Genomic DNA, 25172 nt, shown 5'->3' on the forward strand with positions numbered 1-25172 from the left:
ACCCGCGGAGCGTCACCGGTACCAGCCGAACCGTTCGGCCATCACCGGCAGCCGTTCGGCGACGAGCGCATGGGCCGCCGCACGGGGCGTGGAGCCGTCGGCCTCGGCGCGGGCCAGCATCCGGTCGATCAGGGCGCGCATCGAGCGACGGGTGTGCCCGAACGCCTCCTCGGCGTCGGCGCCGATGTCGCCGAACAGGGTCCACCACCACCAGGCGTTCGTACCGGAGTTGACGACCACATCGGGCAGCACGGTGATCCCGCGCCCGGCGAGCAGTTCCTCCGCCTCCGGCAGCACGGGCATGTTAGCCGCCTCGACCACCCAACGGGCAGTGATCAGGGCCTGGTTCGTGGCGTCGATGGCGTACGAGACCGCTGCCGGGACGAGCACCTCCGCCTCCTGGGCCAGCCAGGCGTCGGCGGGCAGCTCGCGGTCCCCGTCCCGCAGCGCACCGCGGTCCACCGTTCCGTACGCGTCCCGGGCGGTGAGCAGCGCCTCGACGTCGAGACCCGCCGGGTTGGCGATGGTGCCCTTGATGTCCGCGACGGCGACGACCTTCAGCCCGGCCCGCGCCAGGAACCGCGCCGTCGCCCCGCCCATCGTGCCGAGCCCCTGCACGGACACGCGCGCCTCCGGGTACGCCACGCCCGCCCGGTCCAGCGCGGCGAGCGCCGACTCGGCGACCCCGCAGCCGCCGACCAGCTCGTCGAGCCCGATGCCGTCCACCTCGACGGCGAACGCGTCGGCGAGCCGCTGCCGCGCCGCCGTCTCGTCGTCGAGCAGCGGATAGACGGCCTGGACCGAGGAGACGAGCCCGGCCTCGACGGCCGCCCGGTCGACGAGGTCCTGCGTCAGCCCGAGGTCCTCACCGGTCGTCCAGATGTTCTCGATGTACGGGCGCACGGCCCGCAGATAGCGCACCAGTACCCCGTACGCCTCCGGGGCGCGCGGGTCGCAGTCGATGCCGCCCTTGGCGCCGCCGAGCGGTATGTAGCGGGCCTGTGCGTCGTCGGAGTCGAAGTGCAGAGCCTCCTTCATCGTCATACCGCGGGCGAGTCCGGCCACCTCGTCGAGCGTGCAGCCCTCCCGCATCCGCAGTCCGCCGCTGGACACACCGCGCACCAGCCGGTCGACGACCAGATGGCCCTGGCGTCCGGTGACATGGTCCGTCCAGGTCAGCGAGATCAGCGGAGCCGGCGGTGTGGTCGGGGACGCGGTCGTCGTCGGCGTCGTCATCGGGGGGTCTCCTCGGTCACAGTGATCAGGGTGGGCCCAGGGGTGGTCAGGGCCAGGGACAGGGCGCGGGTGAGCGCCTCGGGTGAATCGGCGTGGACACCGTGGCCGCCGTACGCGCGGGCCAGCGCCGGGAGGTCGACGGACGGCAGATCGACCGCCGTGGGGGTGTCGCCGCGCGCTGCCATTTCGTCGCGGATCTCGCCGTAACCGCCGTTGTCGAACACCACGACGGGCAGCGGCAGTCGCAGCTGGGCGGCGGTGGCGAGCTCCTGCACGGAGAACTGCAGCCCGCCGTCACCGCTCAGCGCCACCACCTGACGGGCGGGATACGCGGTCTTCGCGCCGATCGCGGCGGGCAGGGCATAGCCGAGCGTGCCGAAGCCGGTCGGATGGAGATAGCGGCCCGCCGGACCCACCGGCAGATGCGGGATCGCGCCGTAGTAGCAGCACTGCGCACTGTCCGAGGTCAGGATCGCGTCCGCGTCCAGCACGGTTCGTACGGCCTGCAGATACGGCAGCCGGTGGGCATCGCGCTCCGCGGTCTCCGCGTCCCGCCCGGCGCGCAGCGCCCGTACGGCACCGGCCCGGTCCGGAGCCCCGGAGTCCGGTTCGCCGTGGGGCTCGGCGAGTTGCTGTCGCAGGGCTTCCAGGGTGGTGCGGGCGTCGCCGACGAGCGGCAGTTGCGCGGGCAGTCCCGCGTACATCTGATCCGGGTCGACATCGACCCGGATCAGGGTGGCGCGCAGCACGGGCGGCGCGGACCAGAGATCGGACTCGGCCAGTTCCGTGCCCACGGCCAGCACCGCATCGCACCCGGCCAGCCACTGCTGTACGGACGGGCTGTGCAGCGACACCCCGAGCGACAGCGGGTGCGTCTCGTCGACGATCCCCTTGCCGTTGGCGGTGGTGACCACCGGCGCACTCAGCTCCTCGGCCAGCGTCAGGCACTGCGCCGCGGCGTTCCTGGCACCGCCGCCGAGGACCAGTGCGGGCTGCCGGGCCGACCGCAGCGCTTGCGCCGCGTCCCGCAGCGCGGGCTCGGACGGGCAGGTCGCGGGCATCGGCGGGGCGAGCCGCACCGGACCCGCCGGTGCCGGCGTCTCCAGCAGATCGAGCGGCACCTCTATGTGGGCCGGGCGCGGGCGCCCGGTGCGGAACAGCGTGAAGGCGCGCGCCACCGCGGAGAAGATCTCCTCGACCGTCGACACCCGGTGGCTGAAAGCCGCGCCCCCCCGCAGCGCCTCGGTCTGGCTGCGCATCTCGTGCAGCAGACCGGTCGACTGGCGCGGGTGGCGCAGTGGCATGCCGGGCGAGACGACCAGCAGCGGCACGCTGTCCGAGTACGCCTGCCCGACCGCCGCCGCGATGTTCAGCAGCGCCGGACCGGTGGTGGTGATCGCCACCCCGGGGCGTCCGGTGACCCGCGCGTACGCATCGGCGGCGTACCCCGCGCCCTGCTCGTGGCGCGGGGTGACATGCGCGATGCCGTACGGGTCCAGATGCCGGTAGATCTCCAGGTTGTGCGTTCCCGGAATCCCGAACGCCTGCGTCACACCGTGCTCCGCCAGTGCGCGAACCACGGCTTCGCCACCGGTCAGCGAGGTCGGCCTCGGCTGCTCGGACACACTGCCTCCCTCCACCAACGGGTCGATTTACTGAATCGCCAGTCAGTATTGAGAGGCGGGAGCGCCCCTGTCAATCCGATCTTTGCTGAATCAGTGTTCAGTTGCGGAAGTGCGACCGTCAGGGGGCGGCGGGGCGCGGCACCTCGCACTGGTCCTTGAAGCCCTGGCTGGTCAGACCCAGTGCGGAGTTCGTCCGCGAGCGCATGTTCTCCACGGCGACCATGGTCGTCGGCTCCACCAGGGCCTTCTCGCCGAGCGCGGTTCTGAGCCGGTCCACCAACTCGTCCGTGACCTCCGGCGGGGTGAGGCTCATCGCCTCCGCGTACTCCATGACGTCACGCTCCCGCGGTGTGTACGCCTCGCTCTCCCGCCACACCGGCACCTCGCGCAGTTTGCGGGGGTCCATCCCGTGCCGGTGGTTCTCCCAGTAGCCGAAGTCCATGCACCAGCTGCAGCCCACGGTCGCCGCGGACGTCATCACCGCAAGGGCCTTGAGCTGCGGGTCCAGCGCCTTCCACCGGCCCGCGGCCAGCTCGAAGCGGAGCATGGCCCACAGCACCCTGGTGTGGTGGGCGGTGGCCCGTACGGGATCGATGACCTTTCCGTACGTACGGTTCGAATACCACGACACGGCGCGGAAGAGGAGGCTGCGGGGCGGGTCGAGCGAGGTACGGGCGGTCATGACGGGTCTCCTTCGGTTCGGCTCCGAGTCCGCCGCGCGGTCCCCTGGGGGTGCCGGATGTGACATCGCAGAGCGCTGGATCGTGGAATCCTGCGACGGGTACGGACGTTGGTTCCGGCATGACGGGATTCGATGCAGAGCAGGACGCGCTCCTCCGGCTGATCGCCGAGGAGCACGGCGGGGTGCTCGTGACGCTGAAGCGGGACGGCCGGCCCCAGCTGTCCAATGTCAATCACTTCTACAGTCCCGAGGAGCGCGTCATCCGCGTCTCGATCACCGAGGACAGGGCGAAGACACGGAACCTCCGGCGCGATCCCAGGGCGAGCTACCACGTCACCAGCAAGGACCGCTGGGCCTGGACGGTCGCGGACGGGACCGCCGAGCTGTCGCCGGTCGCCGCCGATCCGCACGACGCGACCGTGGAGGAGCTGATCACGCTCTACCGCGACGTGCAGGGCGAGCACCCCGACTGGGACGACTACCGCAGTGCCATGGTCCGCGACCGGCGGATCGTCCTGCGACTGCACGTGGAGCATGTGTACGGGCAGCCGCGTGGCTGAGGCGGCGGGGTCCGGCCGTCATTCCCCTGGCTGTCCCCTACTCGCGCGGTCGTACCGCACGGTCGTAACCCCTGCTCATAATGAATCGACACCGACTCCCTCAGGAGATGTTGTGATCGGCGCTGACTCCCTGCACCCGCTCCGCACCCGGCTCCGTGCGCTGCGACCTGCCGCATTCGGCGCCGACCCCGACGGCGACCGCATGGAGCGCATCCGGCGCTCACCCAACTTCGCCGACGGCGTCTTCCAGAACCCCATGGGGGCGCGGAGCAGGCCGTCCGGTTCCATGCTGGAGTTCGCGAAGGTCTTCTTCCGCAAGGAGGAGCGGGCCCGCAGGACGCCGACCGGCACGGTACCCGTCCACGCGACCACGCTCGCCGACCTCGCCGCGCCGCCCGCCACGGGGCTGCGGCTCACCTGGATGGGTCATTCGAGCGTGCTGGCCGAGATCGACGGCCGCCGGGTTCTCTTCGACCCGGTGTGGGGCGAGCGATGCTCGCCCTTCGCGTTTGCCGGGCCCAAGCGGCTGCATCCCGTTCCGCTGCCGCTCGCCGCGCTCGGCCCGGTCGACGCGGTCGTCATCTCCCACGACCACTACGACCACCTCGACCTGCCGACGATCCAGTCCCTGGCGGGTACGGACACGGTCTTCGCCGTGCCCCTCGGCGTCGGAGCCCACCTGGAGCGCTGGGGCGTGTCTGCCGACCGGATGCGCGAGCTCGACTGGAACGAGACCACGCACATCGCGGGGATCAGCCTGACCGCGACCCCCGCCCGGCACTTCTGCGGGCGCGGCCTGCGCAACCAGCAGCACACCCTCTGGGCGTCCTGGGCCGTCGCGGGCCCGGAGCACCGGATCTACCACAGCGGGGACACCGGCTACTTTCCCGGTTTCAAGGACATCGGCGCCGAGCACGGCCCGTTCGACGCGACGATGATCCAGATCGGCGCCTACTCCGAGTACTGGCCCGAGAACCACACGGACTGTACCCCACTCCCCGGTGGGTGGCCCGACATACATATGACGCCCGCTCAGGGGATCCAGGCGCACATTGACCTGCAAGGGGGCAAGCCGCACGGCGTCATGATGCCCATCCACTGGGGCACCTTCACCCTCGCCATGCACCCGTGGGCAGAGCCCGGCGAGTGGACCAAGGATGCCGCCGAAGAAGCCGAGCAGCCGGCAGCATTCCCCCGACCGGGCGAGCCCTTCGAGCCCGCGGGAACGCTTCCCCTCGATCCCTGGTGGCGGTCCGTGGCTGCCCCGATTGCACACCCCTGGCGCCGCAGCGAGGCAACGGACGTTGCTCAGGGTCAGGAGAATCGCGATCTTGATCTCGCAGGTGAGCGGTGACTCGGGGCAGGGATGAAAGCCTGAACGCAATGACGCAGGCGTTCGCCAAGTTGACGGAGGCCGAACAAAAGCAGGCGATCCAGGCGCTCGACGGTCCCCCTCGACGGGGGAGGGCTGCTGAGGCACGGCAGTGCATCCCACTGCCCACTTCACGAAAGCCATCCGGCATCCAAGTCGAGACGCGGATCGTCAAGTCCTGACACCGAGGCCCCACCCTTCCGGCCAGAACGGCGGGGTGGGGCTTCCGTATTTCTCACTTGATCTTTAACCTGTGCGGCGTGGACGCGGGGTTGTTGACTTCTTCGTCCGTCGTTTTGCGGGGTGCGGCTTGCCGACTGTGTGCACGTCATGGCGGTGAAAGGTTCGGTCCCACGCCCCCAGCATGGCGAAATCGCCGTGTCCCGACCGCGGGTGCCCCCCGGCCTCGGCCGCCGCTTCCTCTGACCGAAGCCCCCGGGCGATCGCAGTCCAGAACCGGAGGCGATCCTCACGCCACGCGACCGTCGGCCGGCCCGGCGACGGCATCTGCCCCCGGCACTCACGAGCCCTGCGCTGCAGTGGACCAACACCCATCACTCCACCTCAGGCCACGAGGTGTTGCGACGAGCAGTTGAATCCACCCTGCTACCCGCCGCCGCAGTGAAACAACGAAGACTTCGCTGTGGGATTCGTTTCGGTGAACGGAATCTACTGTTCGCCCACCTAATGTAACCCCCCGGGTTACGCCCCTTCAAATACCCCCCGGGGGGTATAACCCGGTCGCCTATCTGCCTGAAACAGGCCGATCCAGGATTGGTCTTGGATCACACCCGCCCGTGCGGCGGGAAATGCGTAGAAGGAAACGATGACCATGAATGCGAACTCCTCTGTGCTGGTCCGGCGGTCACGCACGTGCCTGGCCGCTGTCGCTGTTGCCGGAGCACTGGGACTGCTCAGTGCGTGCGGCGGATCATCACAACCCAAACCATCGGGCGCACTGAGTCCCGGCACTGGCCAGACCCTGCCTGGAACGCCCGGTGCCTCCGGAACCGGCGGTACCGTCAGCCCACCACCAACCACGCCCTCGACCTCACCTACCGCCAGCCAATCGTCCGCTCCGGCGGCCGCCAACGCGGTGACGATCAAGAACTTTGCGTTCTCCCCGGCCAAACTGACGGTCAAGGCGGGCACGAAGGTGACCTGGACCAACACCGACTCCGACACTCACACCGTCACCAGTAAACAAGGATCGGGCGGGCCGCTGAAGTCGGCAGGCCTAGCCACCAATGCCACCTACAGCTACACCTTCACCAAACCCGGCACCTACGCCTACTACTGCACCATCCACCCGTTCATGACGGCCACCGTGGAGGTGACCCCATGACCGAACCCCCACACGACTCCAGCGGCGACGGCGAACACCGCATGTCCCGCCGTCAGCTCATGCGGCACTCCGCCTGGTTCGGTGGCGCCGTCATCCTGACAGTCACCGGGGGAGAGGTGATCAGCCATATCTCCGGTTCGACGGACCCCACCCCGGCGGGCAGCGCAGACCTGCGATTCGTGCAGATTTCCGACAGCCACATCGGCTTCCATGGTCCGGCCAACCTGAATGTCGCCGGAACGCTCACCGCAGCGATCAACCAGGTCAACTCACTCGGATTCCGGCCCGACTTCGTCATGCACAGCGGCGATCTGACACACCTTTCCACCCCCGCCCAGTTCGACCAGGTCAAGCAGATGCTGTCGCAGCTGCGCACGGACCGGATCTTCACCGTGCCGGGCGAGCACGACTCGATCGGAGACAACGGACGCGCATACCGACAAACTTTCGCCAAAAACACCCTCGGCGACGGCTGGTACAGCTTCGACACCCATGGTGTGCACTTCATCGCGCTGGTCAACACTCTGCACCTTGAGCATCTCGGCCACCTGGGCAGCGATCAGATCGATTTCGTCCGCAAGGACATCGCCGGCCTGTCATCGGACACCCCAATCGTCGTCTTCAGCCATATCCCGTTGTTCGCGATGTATCCGAAGTGGGGCTGGGGCACCGACGATGCGGTGCAGGTGCTGTCGATGCTGCGCCGTTTCTCCTCAGTCACGTGCCTCAACGGGCACGTCCACCAGCTGTTCGCCAAGACCGAGGGCAACATCACCTTCCACTCGGCCGCCCCCACCTGCTATCCGTTTCCCAAACCCGGCCACGGCCCCGGCCCCATTCCGCAGGTGCTGCCCGCCGGACGCCTCAAGGACGCACTTGGCATCCGCACCGTCAACTACCGGCAGGGCGGCCACGCACTGGCGGTCAAGGACGAGAAACTCACATGACCCCCCGGAGCCTGCCCGCCCTCGCACTGCGCTTGGTGCTCGCCGCCACGCTCGCGGCAAGCGGATACATCCACGCCCAGCTCTACATCGACGGATACCGCTTCATCCACGTCATCGGCCCGTTGTTCCTGCTGCAGGCCAGCGCCGCCTTCGCCGTGGCCGCACTTCTCTTGTTGGCGGCCCCCCTGCTACTCCGAATCGCCGCCGCCGCAATCGCCCTTGGCGCGCTCGCCGGATTCGCCGTATCCCGCACCATCGGATTGTTCGGGTTCACCGAACGCGGCCTGCAGCCCGCTCCGCAGGCCCTGCTCAGCCTTATCGCTGAGACGCTCACTCTGCTGACTGTCGCGGCCTGGCAAGCATCCGAGGTCCGGCGACATCGTCGCACCCAGCCGCACCACGACGAGACCAGCCGTGGTGCGGCCCGACCTCCGCACCACGGGACCGGACAGATGAACCGGACACCGACGCGCCTCCTACACGGCGGACACCACCCGACGCGGCGGCCCATCCGCCGGCCGACAAGTGGCAGGCTGGCTATCGAAGAGGGATGATGGGGGAGCGTGCGCTTCATGCGCCGGCCGCATGTCCGCGCGAACGGTAGAATTTTTCAGGAAAGCGCACCTGACAGATTACTGGGCTCGAATTTCTTGCACGGGCCAGGGGATTCGCGCAGTCTTGGGCTGACGTGATTTCGTTACCCCGAGACGCGCCCTGACGGTTCGCGGCGCCGGCACAACGGGTGGTCACGAGCCGGACCGATGCGCGATTCGACCGTGCGTGTCGGTCTAAATCCAGAGCGGTTATCGGGGTTTTGTTTTCGAGCGACGGGCGGACACGTCGATTCCAGGGCACCCCTCGAGGCTTGATTGCCGTCTGCCGCACTTCGCCACTCCACCGGTAGGAATATCCCGAACATTCGATCAGGAACGGGGCCTGCGCATGGGATGGCTCACCTTCGGTTACTTCATATCGTATGTTCCGTACGCCATGCTGGTGAAGGCACTGGCCAGCGGAGTGACCCCGCTGTCGGGGAAGCCGGTCAACGGCTTTGAGTTGCTGCCCGCAGCCGTCCTCGGACAGCTCGTGGTGATGCCTGTGTTCGTAGCCCTGTCGGGTTGGTGGCGGCACATGCGGCGGGGTGGGATCGGGGGGCATCGAATTCCAATGGCGGGTCGGGAAACGTTGGCGGCCGCCTTCTTCGCTTCGCTTATTATCGGCACCACCACGATGAACTACACCTTTTCCGGCGTATCGATCCTCTTCATGCTGTTGTTGATGCGCGGGGGAGTTCTGGTTCTCTCCCCGTTGGTCGACAAGGCGCGCAAACGGCGGGTGACGGCATCTTCCTGGGTGGGGTTGTGCCTCAGCCTGATCGCGGTTTCAGTGGCACTCGGTGATGTGAACAGCTACCACCTCACCCTGGCTGCCGTGCTGAGCGTCCTGATCTATCTCGTCGGCTACATGGGCCGGTTCGAAATCATGAGCCGGGTGGCCAAGTCGGGGGTTCTCGCAACAGACCGCCGCTTCTTCGTGGAGGAGCATGTCGCCGCACCGGTTTGGCTGGCTCTGCTGCTGGCGGCAGGGGCACTGGCCGGGCAAGCGCAGTTGCGTGCGGGCTTCACCACATTCCTCGGTACCCCTGTCGCGTTGGCGGCGGCGGGTATAGGCGTGGCGTACGAAGTGCTGTTCGTCTTCGCTTCGCTGATCTACCTCGACCGGCGCGAGTACACCTGGGGCGTGCCGGCATGGGCGTTCGCCAGCCTGATGTCCGGTCTGACCGCCTCCTTCTCGCTGGCGTGGGTGGCCGGGCTCCAAGCTCCGGGGGACGCTCAGCTCCTCGCGCTCGTCTTCGGCGTCGGCGCGGCGGCGGCGCTGTCCTACCCGTCGGCCGTCACCTGGTGGCGGGTACGCGCCACCGGGGCGGTGTGCCGCGTGCTGTTCGTCTGCGGCGGGAACACCTCCCGTTCGCCCATGGCCGAGGTCATCGCGTGGGCCCAGGCCGCGGAGGCGGGAGTCGCGTACGCCTTCCGGTTCTCCAGCGCGGGTGTTGCGACGAAGCGGCCTGGGGCCCCGATGGCTCCCGAAGCCAGGTCCGCGCTCGCTGAGCTCGGACTGGACCGAGTGCCGGGCCGGGGGAATCCCGGGCTTCACCGAGCACGCCCGGTCACCCCTGAGCTCTGCCGGGACAGCTCCGTCATCTACTGCATGACCCGGGCCCATTGCCACGGGGTGATCGCCATGGCACCCGAGGCCGAGGGCCGCACCCTGTGTCTGGATCCGCGCTGTGACATCCCCAATCCGGAGGGGCAGTCCTCGGAGGTGTACGGCCGGTGCGCCCGGCACATCCAGCGGTCCGTCCGCGTCCGCCTGGGGGAACTCCTTCGCTCCGACCTCCTCGCGGCGCACCGTCGAGCCGCAACACCCGGATACGGCAGGTGATCGCGGTGATCGGCAGCATCCCGCAGGTGTTGGTGGACGCTCTGGGCGAGGCGTTCGACCGCGGTGATCGGCCCACGCCTGATGACGCCAACCGGCTGCCGTCGCTGGACGACATCGTCGAACGCCGTACCCGCGCCGCCAGGTCGGGAGCGCTGCCGGCCAAGGGGGACGCCGCCGCGGACACCGCCGCCGCACGGGCCCACCTCCGCGACAACCTGCGCTTCCACGGACCGCCGACCGCCGGCTACGCGGATGTCCTGCGCCTGCGGCTGGGCATCGACTCTGACCGTCCCATCGTGTGCGCCCCGACTGTCACTCGGTTCGTCCTGCCGCGGGCCCCTCTGGAGGAGTACGTCCAATGGAGCGGCTGACGAGCGGATGCGATGCCGCCGTCACGCGGCGGGCTCACATAGTCGCAGTGGTCGCCCAACCTGAGGATCTCACCACGCCTCGCCTGCGCGGCCTCGCAGGGGTGGCCGACGCGCTGGAGGTGCGTGCCGACCTGGTCGGCGACCCCGATCCGCACCGGCTGCGCCGACACTTCACCGGGCCACTGACCTACAGCCTGCGCTCCCCGCGCCACGGCGGTCGCTCGGCTGCCGGCCCGGTCGAACGCCGCACCCGGCTCCTCCGCGCGGCGGACCACTATGACGTGGTCGATCTGGAGGCCGTGGACGACCTGGTCCCGGAACTGCTGGCGGGCATCCCCGCCCGGCAGCGGCGCGTCTCCTGGCACCAGCCCGAACCCGCACGCCCCGAGCAGAGCGCCGACCGCGGGGCCGGCGTGCTGGAGGGATCCGCGGAACTGCGGGAGCGGTTCGCCGCGATGGCCAGCACACCTGCGCTGCTGTACCTCCTTGTGCCGCAGGCGGGAACTCAGTATGGGTCGGCCTCGCCGCTGCTGCTCACCGGGCTCGGGCGCTCCGACGTGACGGCGTTCGCGTCCGGTCCGGCCGGCACCTGGACCCGGGTGCTGGCGCCGTGGCTGGGCGCGCCTCTCGCCTTCGGCCGGGCCGGTGCCCCGGGGGCGGACGGAATGCCGAGTGTGGGCCATCTCCTGACTGACTACGGACTGCCCGCTCTGCCACCGCTCAGTGCCCTGTTCGGCATTGCCGGCCATGACCCGGGACGCTCGCTGTCACCCCGGCTCCACAATGCGGCGTTGCGGGAGCTGCAGCTGCCCGCGCTCTACCTGCCCTTCCAGGTGGACACGTTCCCCCGCTTCTGGCACTGGGCCAACGGCTTCGGGGCGCTGGCCCGGCTGCCGCTACGCGGGCTGACCGTGACCGCTCCCCACAAGCAGAGCGCGGTCGAAGTGGCCGACATCGTCGGCCCGCAGGCGCTGCGGTGCGGCGCGGCCAACGTTCTGTGGCACGACGCCGGGCGCTGGCGGGCGGCCACCACCGACACCGCCGCTGCCCTGCACATCCTTGCCCGGGCCGGGGTCGATCCCAGCGGCCGCAGGGCCGCCGTCATCGGTTGCGGCAGCACCGGGCAGGCCGTCGCGCTGGCCCTGCTCCAGGCCGGAGCCCGGGTGACCCTGGTCAACCGGGGGCATGCGCGCGGCCGGGAAGCCTCCTCGCGCCTCGGGGCTCCCTACGTACCGCTCTCCCGGTTCTCCCCGGCAGGACACGCCGTGCTCGTCCACGCCACGCCCCTGGCGGAAAGGCAACCATTTCCGGTTGCCGCCGTCGACCCGGACGCGGCGGTGTTGGAAATGGTCTACCGCGACCCTCCGACCGCGCTCATGAACGCCACCCGCGCCCGCGGACTGATCGGCATCGACGGCTGGGACGTCCTGCTCGTCGAAGTGAGCGAACAATTCCGTCTGTTGACAGGTCATCCGTTCCCCGGTGCGCTGCCACTGCGCCCCCTCTGCTTCAGCCGGGTCGAGCGCACCGACGTCCACGACCTCACCGAGCCGGAGGAATCGCCCCCGGCGCAGTCCGCGATGCTACCCACGAGCGGAGAGGCACCATGACGACCCGTTCGGCCTCTCCCGCCGGACCGGCCGCACCTCTCCCGCCGGACGCCCCCGACGTCTCGGCTCTGCTGGGCGACTGGGTCAACACCGACCAGGGCAGTTCGAAGGGCGCCCTACGGCTGAACGTTACGTGGCAAGAGAAGGGCCTGTTCGTCAGAGCTTTCGGCACCGGCAGCCCGCAGCCGCGCGACTGGGGTGAGGTGCCGGCGGTCGTGTACACCGCGCCAGGAACCCCATCGGCCGCCTGGTCGTTCTCGGCGATCTACAACTTCGGGTCGCTGCGCACTGTCCTGTGCGCTTACCACAAGGCGGGCATCCTGGTGGCCACCACGAGCAGCATCTTCAGCGATGGCAGCGGGAGAGCCGACCACTGGGCCCGCTCGTTCTTCCACAGGGCGGAGGGGCGGGCATGACGGCACGGACGGTCGATCCGGCGCCGCTGGCCGGTGGCTGGGTCAACTTCGACACCACCGCCACGGGTATCCACTTGGTCGATGCCGCGGTCGACGGCAGCCAGCTCATGCTGCGGATCACGGAGCGCGGCGACCCGGACCCGTCACAAGAGGCGCTCGTACCAACCGCAACGCCCGTCACCGGCGCCACCCTGCCCGCCGTCCCGCTGGCGGATGACATGGACGCCCCCGACGCCGTGGCCTTCCTCGCCGAAGGTCCGCTCGGCTCCCGCCAGGTCATCCTCTGCGGCTACCTCAACCGCGGCCTGCTGACCATCGATGTCCATACCGTCCATACCGCCGATCCGCAGATACCGAACGTGATGTACCGCGCCCACTTCTACCGTTCGGAAGGGGCCGTCCTCCTATGACCGACGACCTGGGCCACGGTCCGGCCCGCGATCCGGTGACCGGGGGCGACCGGGCCGTTCTCCACGCCGTGGCGAAGCTGGCCGCGGACAACTTCGCCCCCCGCGCCGAGGAATACGACCGCAGGGCCGCCTTCCCCGCCGAGGACTTCGACGATCTGTTCTCCGGCGGGTTCCTGGCCGCCCCTGTGCCGCGGGAGCACGGCGGCCTGGGCTACGGCCCCCAGCGGCGCAACACCCTGCCCCTGTGGGAGATGACCACCACGCTGGCCAAGGCCGATCTGTCACTGGCCCGCTGCTGGGAGGGGCACGCCAACGCACTCGTCCTCATCGACGCCCTGGCCGGCCCGGAGCAGAAGCGACACTGGTTCACCGGCGTGGTCGAACACGGAGAGAAATGGGCCGCCTGGAGCGGCGAACCCCAGGCCCCCAAGCCGGGCGAGAGCGGTCGCTTCGGCACCATGCTGACACCCGTCCGCAGCGGCTGGACCCTTCGCGGCAGCAAGGCGTTCGCCACCAGCGCCACCGGAGCCCAGTGGGCGATCCTGCTCGTCGACCCGGCCGGCCCCGGCGGAGCCCGGCACAGCCGAGAGGCCCGCGGAAGGCTCCTGCTGCTCGCCTGCGACCTGTCCGACCCGACTGTGACTGTGGACAGTTCGTGGTGGGACCCGATCGGCATGCGCGCGACGGTCAGCCATGTGGTGCGGTTCCACGACACCTTCGTACCACGCGAGCATCTCATCGGCCGCCCCGGCGGCTACTTCGAAGGGCACTGGCAGACCGCTTTCATCCCGCACTACGCTGCCAGCTTCCTCGGCGGCGCCCTGGCCGCGAACGAATACGGACTCGGGTATCTGATGCGGCAGGGCAAGGGCGGTGATCCCCATGTGCAGCAGCGGGTGGGCAGCATGGCGGTCAACATCGACACCGCCCGCCTCTGGTTGCGCTACGTCGCCGGTCTGTGGGATGAAGGCAGGGTCGAGGAGGCGCGGATCGCCGGCATCAGGGCCTGGCATGCGATCGAGCATTTGGCGGAAGAGACAGTGCACCACGTCATCCGCGCGTGCGGTGCCCGCAGCCTGATCCGCCCGAGCCCCGTGGAGCGGATCCTGCGCGACCTGACCTTCTACGAGCTCCATGACAGCGACGACCACGTCCTGGCGACCATCGGGCAGGCTGTACTCGGCGAGCAGCACGACCCGTCGTTCCACAGACCATGACTCCGAACCCTCAAGCCGGGTAAGGGAACACGTCATCTCAGGGCATCCATCGGCGACGATGCATGGACATGCGAGACCAGCGACCTACGAGTGCTTGGGCGCGCAGCCGTGGCGGCTGAGGCCGGGTCGGCGCGCGGGGCACGTATGGCTCGCGACGGCCTGCGCGCCGGTCACGAGGCTGCGGGCGACGAGCATGGCCGCGTCGGCAGGGGCGTCCGGCGGCTTCACCTGGGTCGGCATGTCGCTCTCATCGGCCGTCCGGCCCAACCGCTCTCCTCGATTCGCGTACCTGCTGACGCGCCGACTGGACCCGGCAGGGACCCTTCGGACGTACTGACGAGATCGGCCCGCAACGCCTGGAGAACATGTTGAGAAACCCTCGCCTCGCGACCGCCTCGGTCGCCGCTGACGCCATGCGTGCCACCGTGCACAACGGTTGCTCCGGCGGGAGAAGGACGACGATCGGCGTGAGCCCGCAGCCCGCGCCGGCGGCGGACGCATCCGCCCGCACCGATCCTCGCTTTGTCTCCGGGCCGTCGGCCCGCACCACCGGCACTCCCAGCGCCGCGCTCGGCACCACGTGGTGTGCCGTCCAGCTCCAGGGCGGCACAATCGAGAGCGGGAGCGGCTGATCACGTGGACGGCCTCGCTCACCCTGCCAACCACCGACGGCTCTACGGCGTCCTGTGGATGCTCCTGCCCGTGGCGGTCATGGTCGGCCTCTACTGGTACGGCCGGGTACACACCCCCGCCTACGAGAACAGCCTCTTCGGGCAGCGCGGCGACGACGCCAGACTACTCAAAGCCCAACTCGGCTCCGCACTGCTGGGCCTGGCGCTGATTCAGCTACTTCTCGCCCTCTGGATGTACGGCCGCCTGCCCGCACTGCGAACCGCACCGCACCGGGTCAACACGACGCACCGCCTCATCGGTCTGACCGCCTTCCTCCTCTCCCTCCCCATCGCTCAGCACTGCATCACCGCCTACGGCGTCCAGCTGACCGACACCCGCCTGGCGCTGCACTCGCTCACCGGCTGCTTCCTCTACGGGGCCTTCGTCGCCAAGGTCATCGTGGTCCGCCACCGCCACTGGCCCAGCTGGGCACTCCCTCTGGCGGGAGGCACCCTCGTCACCGCGATCGCCCTGATCTGGTACGCCGCCGCCCTCTGGGACCTGAACGGCTTCAAGGCACCCGGCCTGTGAGCAGAGCGCGAGACGTCTCTTCCGACGGCCCCGGCCGGACCGACAACATCGCGGTGAGCGACACGCTGCCCAGTGACACCCTGTACTTGGGCGGTGCCTCCCGGTTCGGGCGAGGTCAGGCAAGACTGGGCACATGAAGTCAGCTCTGCCCGTTGTTCTCGTGGCAGCCGGGCCCTCAGGAGTTATCGGCCGTCAGCCTCACTTTTAGCGCGCCTACCTCGCCCGCAATCAGCGTGACGTGCCCCCCGGCGCGGGCCACGATCAACGGCCGCAGTCTGTGGGCTCGCCCGGTAGCCGAGGGCTGGGCGGAAGTACGCGACCGCTCACCCGAGAGCGCCGCCGCCGCGACCGCCGACCCGGCCGCAGGGGCGAGCCGCCCGGAAGTGGCTCCGACCGCCTAGCGCCTCTCCCGGCAAGCTTTGCCCCGTCGCACCGCCCGGCACGCCCGCTCGCCGCGTCGGCCACAAGCCCTGGCAGCTCCTTCCCCAAGCTCTCAGCTTCGTTCGAGCAGGGGAGACCCCATCCAGGAACTTCCGGCCGCCTTGCGATCGCACGCACCGGACGACGCTCCTCATGGGGTATCCATTGCCAGTCGCGGCACTTGTGATTGCCCTTCGGATCAGGCCGAATCCGAAGGACAGGACCAGGAGTGGTGCCGCGTGACGTCCGGCGGCGGGCAACAGGTGTTGACGGACACCCGGCGACAATGAACAAGGGGCGTTGACGCACGTCTCTCCCACCCGGCGGTCCGGCTATCGGGCTACCCATGTCAATGCGGCGTTATCGGTCTCTTGTGCGAGAGCTCATACCAGAGCGGGACGGATCGCGGGCAAGTTTGACAACTGCCTGTCGCGGGAGCTCGATTGGCGACTACTGTGTGTGGCCAGTGATCAACGCTGGGCTCATATCGTTCGAGCATGGCCGAGCGTTGACCCGAGCCTGACCGACCACCGTAGGTGCCACCGCATGAACGCCGATTCCTGGTGCCCCATGTACTGAGGACGCTGATGTCTCAACTTCGCGCACCTGAAGCGCGACCGGAACGCCGAGAGGGCGCGCGGCACGGCCGGCCGGGTGCCCGTTCCCACTCGGCCGCGGCCAGGCCGCGCGCCTCGCAGCCGTCTCCTGACGCCCGCGTGCGCCCCCAGATCCTGCGTACCGCCCTGCTCCCGGCCATCGCCGTGATGCTGAGCGGTGCCGCAGCCGTCATCTTCACCATCCGTTCCACAGGCGCCCGCCCGACTACCCAACTCTGGGTCGCGCTGGGCGGATCCGGGGCGCTGGCCGTCGCCGCCGTGGTCGCCGCATTCCTCGGTGCCAACCGGGTCACGACCACCGTCCTCGGCCGCTGCCTGGCGCTGCGCCGTGCCAGTGCCCAGGGCCAGGCCGACCTGCAGCGGCTGGTGGAGAAGCTCCGCAATGGAGAACCGGCGCCCGAGCGGCGCCCCCCGCGGCCCGTCGCCCCGGGCAGCGACGCCTTCGAGCTGCTCGCCCAGGAAATGGGCCGGTCGCACGAAGGGGCCATCGCCGCCGTCGTCCAGGCAGCACGGCTCAGCAACAACTCCGGCGAGGAACAGCGGGTCGAGGTCTTCGTCAATCTCGCTCGCCGCCTCCAGTCCCTCGTCCACCGGGAGATCCAGCTGCTCGACGAGCTGGAGCACGAGGTCGAGGACCCAGATCTCCTCAAGGGCCTCTTCCGGGTCGATCACCTCGCTACCCGCATCCGCAGGCACGCCGAGAACCTCGCCGTTCTCGGCGGAGCCGTCTCCCGGCGCCAGTGGAGCAACCCGGTCACCACGACCGAGGTGCTGCGCTCCGCGATCGCCGAGATCGAGCAGTATCCGCGAGTCAAACTGGTGCCGCCGATCGACGGCACCCTGCGCGGTCACGCCGTGGCCGATGTGATCCATCTGCTGGCCGAACTCGTCGAGAACGCCACCGTGTTCTCCGCCCCGCACACCCAGGTGCTGCTGCGAGCACAGCACGTCACTGCCGGGCTGGCCCTGGAGGTCGAGGACCGGGGGCTCGGCATGCCGGGCAACGAGCAGAAGCGGATGAACGCCCTGCTCGCCGACCCCGACCAGGTCAACGTCGCCCATCTGCTCCAGGACGGCCGGATCGGGCTCTTCGTCGTCGCATCGCTGGCCCGCAGGCACGGCATCGCGGTCCGGCTGCAGAGCAACATCTACGGCGGCACCCAGGCCGTACTGGTACTCCCGCAGTCCCTGCTCGGCGCCGACACCGAGGCACCCACCACGGCCGACGCCGTCCCGGTCCCGCCGCCCGGGCCCGTACACCGGCCGCCCGCCCAGGACGCCACCGCGCACCAGCGGAAGCTGAGCCCGGCCCCGAACCGGCAGACCCAGGTGCCCAGTCAGCCGCTCCGCCTGCACCAAACGCCCCAGCAGCCGCGAAGGCAGGGTGAGGGGCCACCGCTGCCGCTGCGCGTCGAGCGTGTCACCCGGCCCACTCCCGCCGACACCCGACCCGGCATCCAGCGACCGGACGACGTGCTTCCGGCCCTCCAGCCGGAGCCCGGAACCGTGCGGGGCACCATGGGCAGGCCCCAACTCCCCAGGCGCGCCCATCAGGAACACCTGGTCCCGCAGCTGCGCGAAGCCCCCGCCCCCCGTGCCGAGGACGAAGAACCCCCTTTGCACGACCCGGGGCTGATGGCGTCATTCCGGCGGGGCATCGAGCTTGCCGACGCCCGGAGCGAAGCAGACGCCGACACCGCACAGTCCCCGGCCCGGCCGCCCCTCGAACCGCTGCCCGTCCGCGGAAGCACCGCGACCGTCTCCGCGCTCCCTCACGAACCGGACCCCCTCGAAACGAATACCTTGAAGGAGTAGATGCACCATGACGACCGATATGCCGTCCGGTCAGGTCGCCGACCTCGACTGGCTGCTGAGCGGGCTGGTACAGCGTGTGCCCTACACGCGCAGCGCGGTCCTGCTCTCCGCCGACGGGCTGGTGAAGTCCCTCCACGGCATGGACGCGGACAGCGCCGACCACATGGCGGCGCTGGCCGCCGGTCTGTACTCCCTCGGCCGCAGCGCCGGGGCGCGCTTCGGGGACAACGGGGAGGTCCGGCAGGTGGTGGTGGAGCTCGACTCGACGCTGCTCTTCGTCTCCACCGCCGGTTCCGGCACCTGTCTCGCTGTCCTCGCCGGACGCGAGGCAGATGCCGCGGTGCTCGGCTACGAGATGACGATGCTGGTCAAGAGCGTCCGGCCGTATCTGACGACCCCGGCCAGACAAGCGGCCGGGGCACCGAGCACCACGGAGCTGTGAGAGTGTCGGCCGTGCAGGACGGGCCGTTGCTCGACGACGCCGCGGGCCGGCTCATCCGTCCGTACACCGTGAGCAACGGCCGTACCCGTCCGACCGCCGTGCTCGATCTGCTCTCCCTGGTGAGGGCCACCGGCACCGATCCGCAGACGCATCTCGGCCCCGAGCACTCCGTGGCGCTCGGGCTGTGCGGCGGACCCACTTCGGTGGCCGAGATCGCCGCACATCTGCGGCTGCCGGCAGTCGTCACCAAGGTGCTCGTCTCCGATCTGGTCGACTGCGGCGCAGTCACCGCGCATCCGCCCGCCTTCCATGACATGCCCACCGACCGATCTCTGCTGGAGGCAGTGCTCGATGGCCTACGACGACAGCTCTGACGGCTCCGGCACCTCGGGCGGAGGGGACGCCCCCGAGGGCCCCGAGTGCTTCCCCGTCGCGCTCAAGGTCCTGGTGGCGGGCGGCTTCGGCGTCGGCAAGACGACGTTCGTGGGCGCCGTCAGCGAGATCGCACCGCTGAGCACGGAGGAGCTGCTGACCCAGGTCAGTGTGGCGACGGACAGCCTGGAGGGTATCGAGTCGAAGACCGCCACGACGGTTGCCATGGACTTCGGCCGCATCACCCTCGACGAGCAGCACGTGCTCTATCTGTTCGGCACCCCGGGCCAGGAGCGTTTCTGGTTCATGTGGGACGAGCTCTCCCAGGGCGCGCTGGGAGCGGTCGTGCTCGCCGACACCCGGCGGCTCGAGGAGTGCTTCCCGGCAGTCGACTTCTTCGAGCGGCGAGGCATCGGATTCATCGTCGCGGTCAATGAGTTCGACGGCGCCTACCGGTACGGCCCCGACGAGGTACGGGCCGCGCTCGACCTTCCGCCCGAGGTACCGGTCGTCCTCTGCGACGCCAGGATCGCGAACTCGGGCACCGGAGCGCTGATCACACTGGTCCAGCATCTGATCAACGCCACCTCCGACCCCGCCCCGCTCTCCGCCTTCGGAGCCCACCCGTGAACGGACGCACCAACGACCGGCTGCTGCTGACCCCCGTCGACCACGATGCCCCCGTCCGAGCCCAGCGGCTGCGGACGCTCGGACTCGGGGAACAGGCCGGCGGATCGTTCGACAGCTTCGACGCGTTCGCGGACAAGGTGGCCGCAATGACCGATGTTCCTTTCTCGATGGTCAACTTCATCGACGGGAACCGGCAGTTCTTCGCCGGACTGCACACGCCGGCCGGTACGCACACCGGTTCCGACCTGGGCGCCATGGCTGCGGGCAGTGGCCGTGACGGGCGGTATGTGGCCCTCGATCACGGCTACTGCCCGCACGTCGTCGCGCGGCGGAAGGCGCTCGTCCTGGAGGACGTCTGCGACTACCCGAGATTCGCCGGCAATCCGGTCGTCGACGACATAGGCATCCGTTCCTATCTCGGGGCTCCGCTCATCGACCGTACGGGCATCGCGCTGGGGGCGGTCTGCGCCGTCGACACCGTGCCCCGCCCCTGGGGACAGGCCGGTCTCGACACGATCAAGTCCCTGGCGCAGGAACTCATCGGCCACATCCACCGACGGGAGGACAAGGCCTTGGGGGAGTATCGGAACGGAAAACCGCGGTAGCCGCTGATGATTCCGCGTGGCTCGGCCCCGGACGCCGCGCAAACCGGCCCTTGAGCCCCGGCACTCTGCGCGACGTGCTACGGGCCTCGGAATCCCGGCCGGGAAAGGCCACCCCTCGGCCATCCGCTAACTCGTCCTCCAAGCCCCGGCCCCTCCGCCATCACCCCCCGTCGATCGCCGGTCGGGCCGGCGCCGCCGCTGTCCGCGGTGCAACGCGCGGGGGTTCGAGCCGGCCCGGCACGATCAAGCCCGTCCGGCGATGGAGGACACCGCGGCCCCCGGTCACCGCACCCCACCCCCCGGCACTCCCGTACTGCCCCGCAACACCACCTCACCCTCCACCCGCACCACCCGGGTCCGTCCCCCGGCCCCCACCTCCCGCAGCGCCAGCGCGATCGCGTTCTCGCCCATCGATGTCAGCGGCAGCGTCACCGTCGTGAGCGGCGGCGACAACTCCCGTACCAGAGGGATGTCGTCGAACCCGGCCAGCGACACATCCTCCGGCACCCGCGACCCCGCCTCCCGCAGCGCCGCCAACGCCCCGACCGCCATCACATCGGTCACCGCGAAGACACACGTCGGCCGGGCGCGGGGCGGCGCCTGCGCCGCGGCGAGCAGCAGCCGCCGCGCCGCCTCGTACCCGCCGTCACGGGTGAACGCCCCCTCCATCACCTGGTCGAGTCCGATGCCTGCCTCGGCGAGCCCTTCCCGGAACCCTGCCAACCGGTCGGAGACCGTCGTCAGCTCGGGCGGCCCGCTGAGAACCGCGAACCTCCGATGCCCCAGCCCCACCAGTGCCCGGGCGAGTGCAGCCGCCCCCGCCCGGTTCTCCGGCTGCACGGTGTCCACCCGCAGGCTGCGGTGCCGGCTGACGACCGCCACCCGCCCGCCGGCCCTGACATACGGCTCCAGTTCGGTATCCATGGCCCGCTCCCACGCGCGGTCCTGGAAGCCCGAGCCGATCAGCAGGATCGCCCGCGCGCGCTGAGCCCGCAGCATGGAGACGTAACTGATCTCCCGTGCCGGCTCCCGGAACGTGGAGGCCAGCATGACGAGCAGCCCCCGTTCCGCAGCCGCCCGCATCACACCGCTGGAGATCGCGGCGAAATACGGGTCGCTGACGTCATGACAGATGACGCCCACCGTACGGTTGCTGGCGGCACTGGCGAGTGCCTGTGCATGTGCGTTGGGGATGTAGCCGAGCCGTTCCGCCGCAGCGTGCACCCGCTGTCGCAGATCGTCGCGGACCGTGGCCGTACCGTTGAGCGCCCGCGAAGCGGTGGCCGGTGAGACGCCGGCCTCCCGGGCCACGGCGTCGAGCGTCACATGGGCCGTGGTCGCGACGATACGGCGCGCTCCCGGACGGTCCCGCGTCGCCCGTTCGCTGGTCACGCGTTCACTCAACTCGACCCCCAAGGGCGCGGTGGCGGCAGGGTCCCGAAACTTCAGGACGACCTATTGACCGTGCGTGCAGACAGTCATTAGCGTGGCGGCACCTTGCAAGAAAGCGCTTTCTGAAAGCGCCTTCTCCGTCATCGCAGGATCGCACAGCTCTCCACAACTACCACCGAAGTGCATGGAGTTAACCGTGAGCCAGAGCGCGTTGACCGGAAATCCCGCCGAAGTGGCGGGTGTTGCCCGGAGGGCTGGGCCGTCCGCGGGGGAGCGACTGGCGCGGGCGGTCGAGCGGAGCTGGCGCCCGGTCGCCCTGCTGCTGGTCTGCTTCGTCGTCTGGTGGGTGATCTCAGCAGCCGAGTTGGTGGAGCCGTATCTCGTGCCGTCGCCCGGTGCGACGGTCGATGTCCTCACGGGGAAGACGAGTTATCTCTGGCAGCACAGTTGGGTGACCACGTACGAGACGCTGCTCGGCTTCGTGATCGCCGTGGCCGTCGGCGTGCTGGCGGCCGTGGTCATGGTGTACTCCTCGACCGTCGAGCGCACGCTCTATCCCATTCTGCTGTTCGCCCAGGTCGTACCGAAGATCGCGATCGCGCCGCTGTTCGTGGTCTGGCTCGGCTTCGGTATCGCGCCGAAGATCCTCATCGCTGTCCTGATCGCCTTCTTCCCGGTGGTGATCTCCATGGTCACGGGACTCAAAGCGGTCGACCCGGAGATGCTCCAGCTGTCGGCGACGATGGGTGCGAAGCCCTGGCAGACCTTCCTCAAGATCCGTTTCCCGGCGTCCCTTCCCCATCTCTTCTCCGGTCTCAAGGTCGCGGTCACCCTGGCCGTCACCGGCGCCGTCGTCGGTGAGTTCGTGGGCGCCAACGAGGGGCTGGGCTATGTGATCCTGCAGGCCAACGGCAACCTCGACACACCGATGCTGTTCGCCGGGCTGCTGGTGATGTCCCTGATCGGCGTCGTCCTCTTCGTTGTCGTCGAGATCGCCGAGCGGCTCCTGCTCCCCTGGCACGCCAGCCGCCGCGACGCGCCGGCCACCACCTCGTACTGAACGCCACCCCGTCCCGTACCGAGCACCACCCATTGATTGCTGTCACGGACCCCGTTGCGAGAAGGGCCAGCCCATGCACGCGCGCAGACTCCTGATCGGTGTTGTACCTCTTGTCCTGCTGGCCACGGCCTGCGGTGGGAACGACCCGTCGACCTCCACCGGTGACTCGGGCAAGAAGCTGGACAAGGTCACGCTGACGCTCAACTGGTATCCGTACGGCGAACACGCGCCGTTCTACTACGGCAAGCAGCAGAAGATTTTCGAGAAGCACGGCATCGACCTGACGATCCAGGCGGGCCAGGGCTCGCAGAAGACGGTGCAGGCGACCGCCGCCGGGCAGACCGACTTCGGCTGGGCCGACACCCCGGCGCTGCTGGCCGCGGTGGACCAGGGGGTGCAGGTCAAGAGCCTCGGCGTGTTCCTGCAGACCACCCCCGCGTCCGTGCAGTCCTTCGACTCCAAGGGCATCGGGTCACCCGCCGATCTGAAGGGGAGGACGATCGCCGGGACGGCCGGTGACGCGCTCTCCAAGACGTTCCCGATCTTCCTGAAGAAGAACAACATCGACGCGTCGGAGGTGAAGGTCCAGAACACCGACCCGGCGGGCAAGATCGCCGCGGTGATCTCCGGGAAGACCGACGGACTGCTCGGCTACGCCAGCGACCAGGGCCCGACCATGCAGGAGAAGGCCAAGAAAACCGTCTCGTATCTGCGCTTCTCCGAGAACGGGCTGAACTTCTACTCCAACGGTCTGCTCGCCGGGCAGAAGCTTCTCGCCTCCAGGTCCGAGCTGGCAGGACGCATGGTGCAGGCGGTCAGCGAGGCATGGGCCGCCGCGGCGAAGGCGCCCGAGCCTGCGGTCGCGGCCATGGACGGGGCGTCGGAGCAGCTGCCGCCGAAGACCGTGCTGGCGGAGCAGTTCAGGACGACGCTCACGCTGCTGCACACCACGTCGACCGAGGGCAAGGCGCCCGGGGTCAACGACGAGGCGGACTGGCAGCAGACCATCGATGTGTTCGCCGAGGCCGGCATGGTCAGCAAGCCCAAGTCCGTGGCGGAGTACTGGGACGCGAAGACGGCGCTGAAGGGATGACGATGCCGAAGCAGGACGCGAAGCCCCGGGACCCGCTCGGTGCGGGCGACCGGCGCGCCGTCACCCCGGCCGTCGGCGTGTCGGACGTCTCGGTCCGGTTCCGCGGCAAGAACCGCGATGTCACCGCCCTGCGCGAGGTCTCGCTCGACGTGGCGCCGGGCGAGTTCGTCGCCCTGGTCGGACCGTCCGGGTGCGGCAAGTCGACGCTGCTGAAGCTGGTCGCCGGACTGCTGAAGCCGTCCTCGGGCGAGGTCCGGCTCGGCGGCGAACGGGTCAAGGGCCCACGGCACGACATCGGTTACGTGTTCCAGCGAGCCGCCCTCCTGGAGTGGCGTTCCGCGCGCCGCAACATCCTGCTGCAGGCGGAGATCCGGAAGATGCCCGCAGCCAGGGCGCGCGACCGGGCCGACGCGCTGATTCGGATGACCGGGCTCGGCGGCTTCGAGGACGCGTATCCGCACGAGCTGTCCGGCGGGATGCAGCAACGGGTCGCGCTGTGCCGCGCGTTGCTGCACGAACCACCGGTGCTGCTGATGGACGAGCCGTTCGGCGCGCTCGACGCCCTCACACGTGAGCAGATGAACATGGAACTGAACCGCATCTGGCGGGAGACCGGCACCACCGTGCTGCTGGTCACCCACTCGATCTCGGAAGCGGTTTATCTGGCCGACCGGGTGGTGGTGATGAGCCCACGGCCCGGCACCATCACCGAGATCATCGAGGTGGGGCTGGGGGCGGAACGGGAGTACGGCGAGACGGTGGGCCGCCCGGAATTCCGGGACGCGGCGGCCCACATCCGCGATCTGCTCGGCGCGGCGTCCGCCCACGACTGATCGGGGCGGTCCGCCCCGTCACCACGCGAGGGCGCCCGGGCCCGCACGGTGCGGCCCCGGGCGTCACACCAGCGCGACCGCGTCCGCCGGCATCTCGGCCTGCACGGCCGGCAGCGTGGCGCCGGTGTGCCTCATGTCCGCGAACAGACCGGCCGCCTCAAGACCGACAGAGCCGTGCAGCTGCGCCCCGGCGAGCACCGCACCTGCCGGCGCCCGCCCCGGCATTCCGGCGTTGCCGACGGCTGCCGGTACGTATGCGGCCACCCAGCCGGCCACAGCCGCGTCCACCCCGGCCCATGCCGTCATCCGGTCCACCACCGCGGCCACCCCCGACTCCGGCGATCCGTCGGCGAAGACCAGCAGGAACGGCCCGAGCACCGCTCGGGCCGTTCCAGCGTGTCGGCCGGTGCGACATGCCCGGCACCGGCGCGCCCAGGATCAGCAGACAGCGGTGCGG

General features: G+C 69.6%; 27 protein-coding genes and 1 pseudogene. 21 read left to right on the top strand and 7 right to left on the bottom strand.

What is annotated here, in order from left to right; all coding sequences use genetic code 11:
- Positions 1-12: 12 nt before the first annotated feature.
- The 3 genes from ACGFSA_RS20345 to ACGFSA_RS20355 all read right to left on the bottom strand — a co-directional run bounded on the left by ACGFSA_RS20345 (position 13) and on the right by ACGFSA_RS20355 (position 3543).
- Positions 13-1236 (bottom strand): Glu/Leu/Phe/Val dehydrogenase dimerization domain-containing protein, encoded by a 1224-nt coding sequence (locus ACGFSA_RS20345; protein ID WP_393306043.1) that lies wholly within the window; start codon positions 1234-1236, stop codon positions 13-15.
- The gene (locus ACGFSA_RS20350) at positions 1233-2861 is read right to left on the bottom strand and encodes a thiamine pyrophosphate-binding protein (protein ID WP_393306045.1); all 1629 of its coding nucleotides are present in this window, start codon (positions 2859-2861) and stop codon (positions 1233-1235) included. Before ACGFSA_RS20350 ends, ACGFSA_RS20345 begins: the two co-directional genes overlap by 4 nt.
- A gap of 118 nt (positions 2862-2979) precedes the next feature.
- On the bottom strand, positions 2980-3543 hold the full coding sequence (locus tag ACGFSA_RS20355; RefSeq protein ID WP_393306047.1) for a carboxymuconolactone decarboxylase family protein: 564 nt from the start codon (positions 3541-3543) through the stop codon (positions 2980-2982).
- A 119-nt stretch (positions 3544-3662) separates the two neighbouring features.
- Between ACGFSA_RS20355 and ACGFSA_RS20360 the strand changes: the two genes are divergently transcribed.
- Positions 3663-4103: a PPOX class F420-dependent oxidoreductase gene (locus ACGFSA_RS20360; RefSeq protein ID WP_393306049.1), complete on the top strand. Its 441-nt coding sequence runs from the start codon at positions 3663-3665 to the stop codon at positions 4101-4103.
- A gap of 112 nt (positions 4104-4215) precedes the next feature.
- A complete protein-coding gene (locus tag ACGFSA_RS20365; protein ID WP_393306051.1) occupies positions 4216-5457 on the top strand; it encodes an MBL fold metallo-hydrolase in 1242 nt (413 codons plus the stop codon).
- Between the two features lie 358 nt (positions 5458-5815).
- Here ACGFSA_RS20365 and ACGFSA_RS20370 read toward each other — a convergent pair.
- A pseudogene (locus ACGFSA_RS20370) lies at positions 5816-6030 on the bottom strand (IS30 family transposase); the annotation flags it as partial.
- 271 nt (positions 6031-6301) lie between these two features.
- On the opposite strand from ACGFSA_RS20370, the gene ACGFSA_RS20375 reads away from it, so the two are divergent.
- From ACGFSA_RS20375 to ACGFSA_RS20415, 9 genes are all read left to right on the top strand, one after another.
- Positions 6302-6820, top strand: coding sequence for a cupredoxin family copper-binding protein (locus ACGFSA_RS20375; protein ID WP_393306053.1), 519 nt, complete (start codon positions 6302-6304; stop codon positions 6818-6820).
- Positions 6817-7767 carry a metallophosphoesterase family protein gene (locus ACGFSA_RS20380; protein WP_393306055.1) on the top strand — a complete coding sequence of 317 codons (951 nt, stop codon included), beginning with the start codon at positions 6817-6819 and terminating at the stop codon, positions 7765-7767. The genes ACGFSA_RS20375 and ACGFSA_RS20380 overlap by 4 nt, the downstream gene beginning before the upstream one ends.
- Complete coding sequence (locus ACGFSA_RS20385) at positions 7764-8321, top strand: hypothetical protein (protein WP_393306057.1); 558 nt, start codon at positions 7764-7766, stop codon at positions 8319-8321. Before ACGFSA_RS20380 ends, ACGFSA_RS20385 begins: the two co-directional genes overlap by 4 nt.
- Positions 8322-8709: 388 nt before the next feature.
- Positions 8710-10209 carry a hypothetical protein gene (locus ACGFSA_RS20390; RefSeq protein ID WP_393306059.1) on the top strand — a complete coding sequence of 500 codons (1500 nt, stop codon included), beginning with the start codon at positions 8710-8712 and terminating at the stop codon, positions 10207-10209.
- Between the two features lie 5 nt (positions 10210-10214).
- Positions 10215-10580 carry a hypothetical protein gene (locus ACGFSA_RS20395; RefSeq protein ID WP_393306061.1) on the top strand — a complete coding sequence of 122 codons (366 nt, stop codon included), beginning with the start codon at positions 10215-10217 and terminating at the stop codon, positions 10578-10580.
- 47 nt (positions 10581-10627) lie between these two features.
- A complete protein-coding gene (locus tag ACGFSA_RS20400; RefSeq protein WP_393306063.1) occupies positions 10628-12190 on the top strand; it encodes a type I 3-dehydroquinate dehydratase in 1563 nt (520 codons plus the stop codon).
- Positions 12187-12606, top strand: coding sequence for a hypothetical protein (locus tag ACGFSA_RS20405; protein WP_393306065.1), 420 nt, complete (start codon positions 12187-12189; stop codon positions 12604-12606). The genes ACGFSA_RS20400 and ACGFSA_RS20405 overlap by 4 nt, the downstream gene beginning before the upstream one ends.
- Positions 12603-13016: a hypothetical protein gene (locus ACGFSA_RS20410; protein ID WP_393306067.1), complete on the top strand. Its 414-nt coding sequence runs from the start codon at positions 12603-12605 to the stop codon at positions 13014-13016. Before ACGFSA_RS20405 ends, ACGFSA_RS20410 begins: the two co-directional genes overlap by 4 nt.
- A complete protein-coding gene (locus ACGFSA_RS20415; RefSeq protein WP_393306070.1) occupies positions 13013-14233 on the top strand; it encodes an acyl-CoA dehydrogenase family protein in 1221 nt (406 codons plus the stop codon). Before ACGFSA_RS20410 ends, ACGFSA_RS20415 begins: the two co-directional genes overlap by 4 nt.
- Positions 14234-14317: 84 nt before the next feature.
- Here the strand turns inward: ACGFSA_RS20415 and ACGFSA_RS20420 are convergent, their stop codons facing one another.
- A complete protein-coding gene (locus ACGFSA_RS20420) occupies positions 14318-14473 on the bottom strand; it encodes a hypothetical protein (protein WP_393306072.1) in 156 nt (51 codons plus the stop codon).
- A 227-nt stretch (positions 14474-14700) separates the two neighbouring features.
- Between ACGFSA_RS20420 and ACGFSA_RS20425 the strand changes: the two genes are divergently transcribed.
- The 7 genes from ACGFSA_RS20425 (at position 14701) to ACGFSA_RS20455 (ending at position 20337) form a co-directional block, all read left to right on the top strand.
- Positions 14701-14865, top strand: a complete 165-nt coding sequence (locus ACGFSA_RS20425; protein WP_393306074.1) for a hypothetical protein — start codon at positions 14701-14703, stop codon at positions 14863-14865.
- Positions 14866-14869: 4 nt separating this feature from the next.
- Positions 14870-15436 (top strand): DUF6529 family protein, encoded by a 567-nt coding sequence (locus ACGFSA_RS20430; RefSeq protein WP_393306076.1) that lies wholly within the window; start codon positions 14870-14872, stop codon positions 15434-15436.
- 1007 nt (positions 15437-16443) lie between these two features.
- Positions 16444-18288, top strand: a complete 1845-nt coding sequence (locus ACGFSA_RS20435; protein WP_393306078.1) for an ATP-binding protein — start codon at positions 16444-16446, stop codon at positions 18286-18288.
- 7 nt (positions 18289-18295) lie between these two features.
- Positions 18296-18730, top strand: a complete 435-nt coding sequence (locus ACGFSA_RS20440; protein WP_393306080.1) for a roadblock/LC7 domain-containing protein — start codon at positions 18296-18298, stop codon at positions 18728-18730.
- A gap of 2 nt (positions 18731-18732) precedes the next feature.
- The gene (locus tag ACGFSA_RS20445; protein ID WP_393306082.1) at positions 18733-19104 is read left to right on the top strand and encodes a DUF742 domain-containing protein; all 372 of its coding nucleotides are present in this window, start codon (positions 18733-18735) and stop codon (positions 19102-19104) included.
- The gene (locus ACGFSA_RS20450; protein ID WP_393306084.1) at positions 19082-19732 is read left to right on the top strand and encodes an ATP/GTP-binding protein; all 651 of its coding nucleotides are present in this window, start codon (positions 19082-19084) and stop codon (positions 19730-19732) included. Before ACGFSA_RS20445 ends, ACGFSA_RS20450 begins: the two co-directional genes overlap by 23 nt.
- Positions 19729-20337: a GAF domain-containing protein gene (locus tag ACGFSA_RS20455; RefSeq protein ID WP_393306086.1), complete on the top strand. Its 609-nt coding sequence runs from the start codon at positions 19729-19731 to the stop codon at positions 20335-20337. Before ACGFSA_RS20450 ends, ACGFSA_RS20455 begins: the two co-directional genes overlap by 4 nt.
- Before the next feature lie 282 nt (positions 20338-20619).
- On the opposite strand, the gene ACGFSA_RS20460 is transcribed toward ACGFSA_RS20455, so the two are convergent.
- Entirely contained in the window at positions 20620-21663 is a 1044-nt protein-coding gene (locus tag ACGFSA_RS20460; RefSeq protein ID WP_393306193.1) for a LacI family DNA-binding transcriptional regulator, read from the bottom strand.
- A 250-nt stretch (positions 21664-21913) separates the two neighbouring features.
- Between ACGFSA_RS20460 and ACGFSA_RS20465 the strand changes: the two genes are divergently transcribed.
- From ACGFSA_RS20465 to ACGFSA_RS20475, 3 genes are all read left to right on the top strand, one after another.
- Complete coding sequence (locus ACGFSA_RS20465; RefSeq protein WP_393306088.1) at positions 21914-22789, top strand: ABC transporter permease; 876 nt, start codon at positions 21914-21916, stop codon at positions 22787-22789.
- A 73-nt stretch (positions 22790-22862) separates the two neighbouring features.
- Positions 22863-23882 (top strand): ABC transporter substrate-binding protein, encoded by a 1020-nt coding sequence (locus ACGFSA_RS20470; protein WP_393306090.1) that lies wholly within the window; start codon positions 22863-22865, stop codon positions 23880-23882.
- Entirely contained in the window at positions 23879-24715 is an 837-nt protein-coding gene (locus tag ACGFSA_RS20475) for an ABC transporter ATP-binding protein (protein WP_393306092.1), read from the top strand. The genes ACGFSA_RS20470 and ACGFSA_RS20475 overlap by 4 nt, the downstream gene beginning before the upstream one ends.
- A 63-nt stretch (positions 24716-24778) precedes the next feature.
- Here ACGFSA_RS20475 and ACGFSA_RS20480 read toward each other — a convergent pair whose 3' ends face one another.
- Entirely contained in the window at positions 24779-25093 is a 315-nt protein-coding gene (locus tag ACGFSA_RS20480; protein ID WP_393306094.1) for a hypothetical protein, read from the bottom strand.
- Positions 25094-25172 lie beyond the last annotated feature (79 nt).

The sequence above is a fragment of the Streptomyces sp. NPDC048496 genome, from assembly GCF_043200055.1.
Lineage (GTDB): Bacteria > Actinomycetota > Actinomycetes > Streptomycetales > Streptomycetaceae > Streptomyces.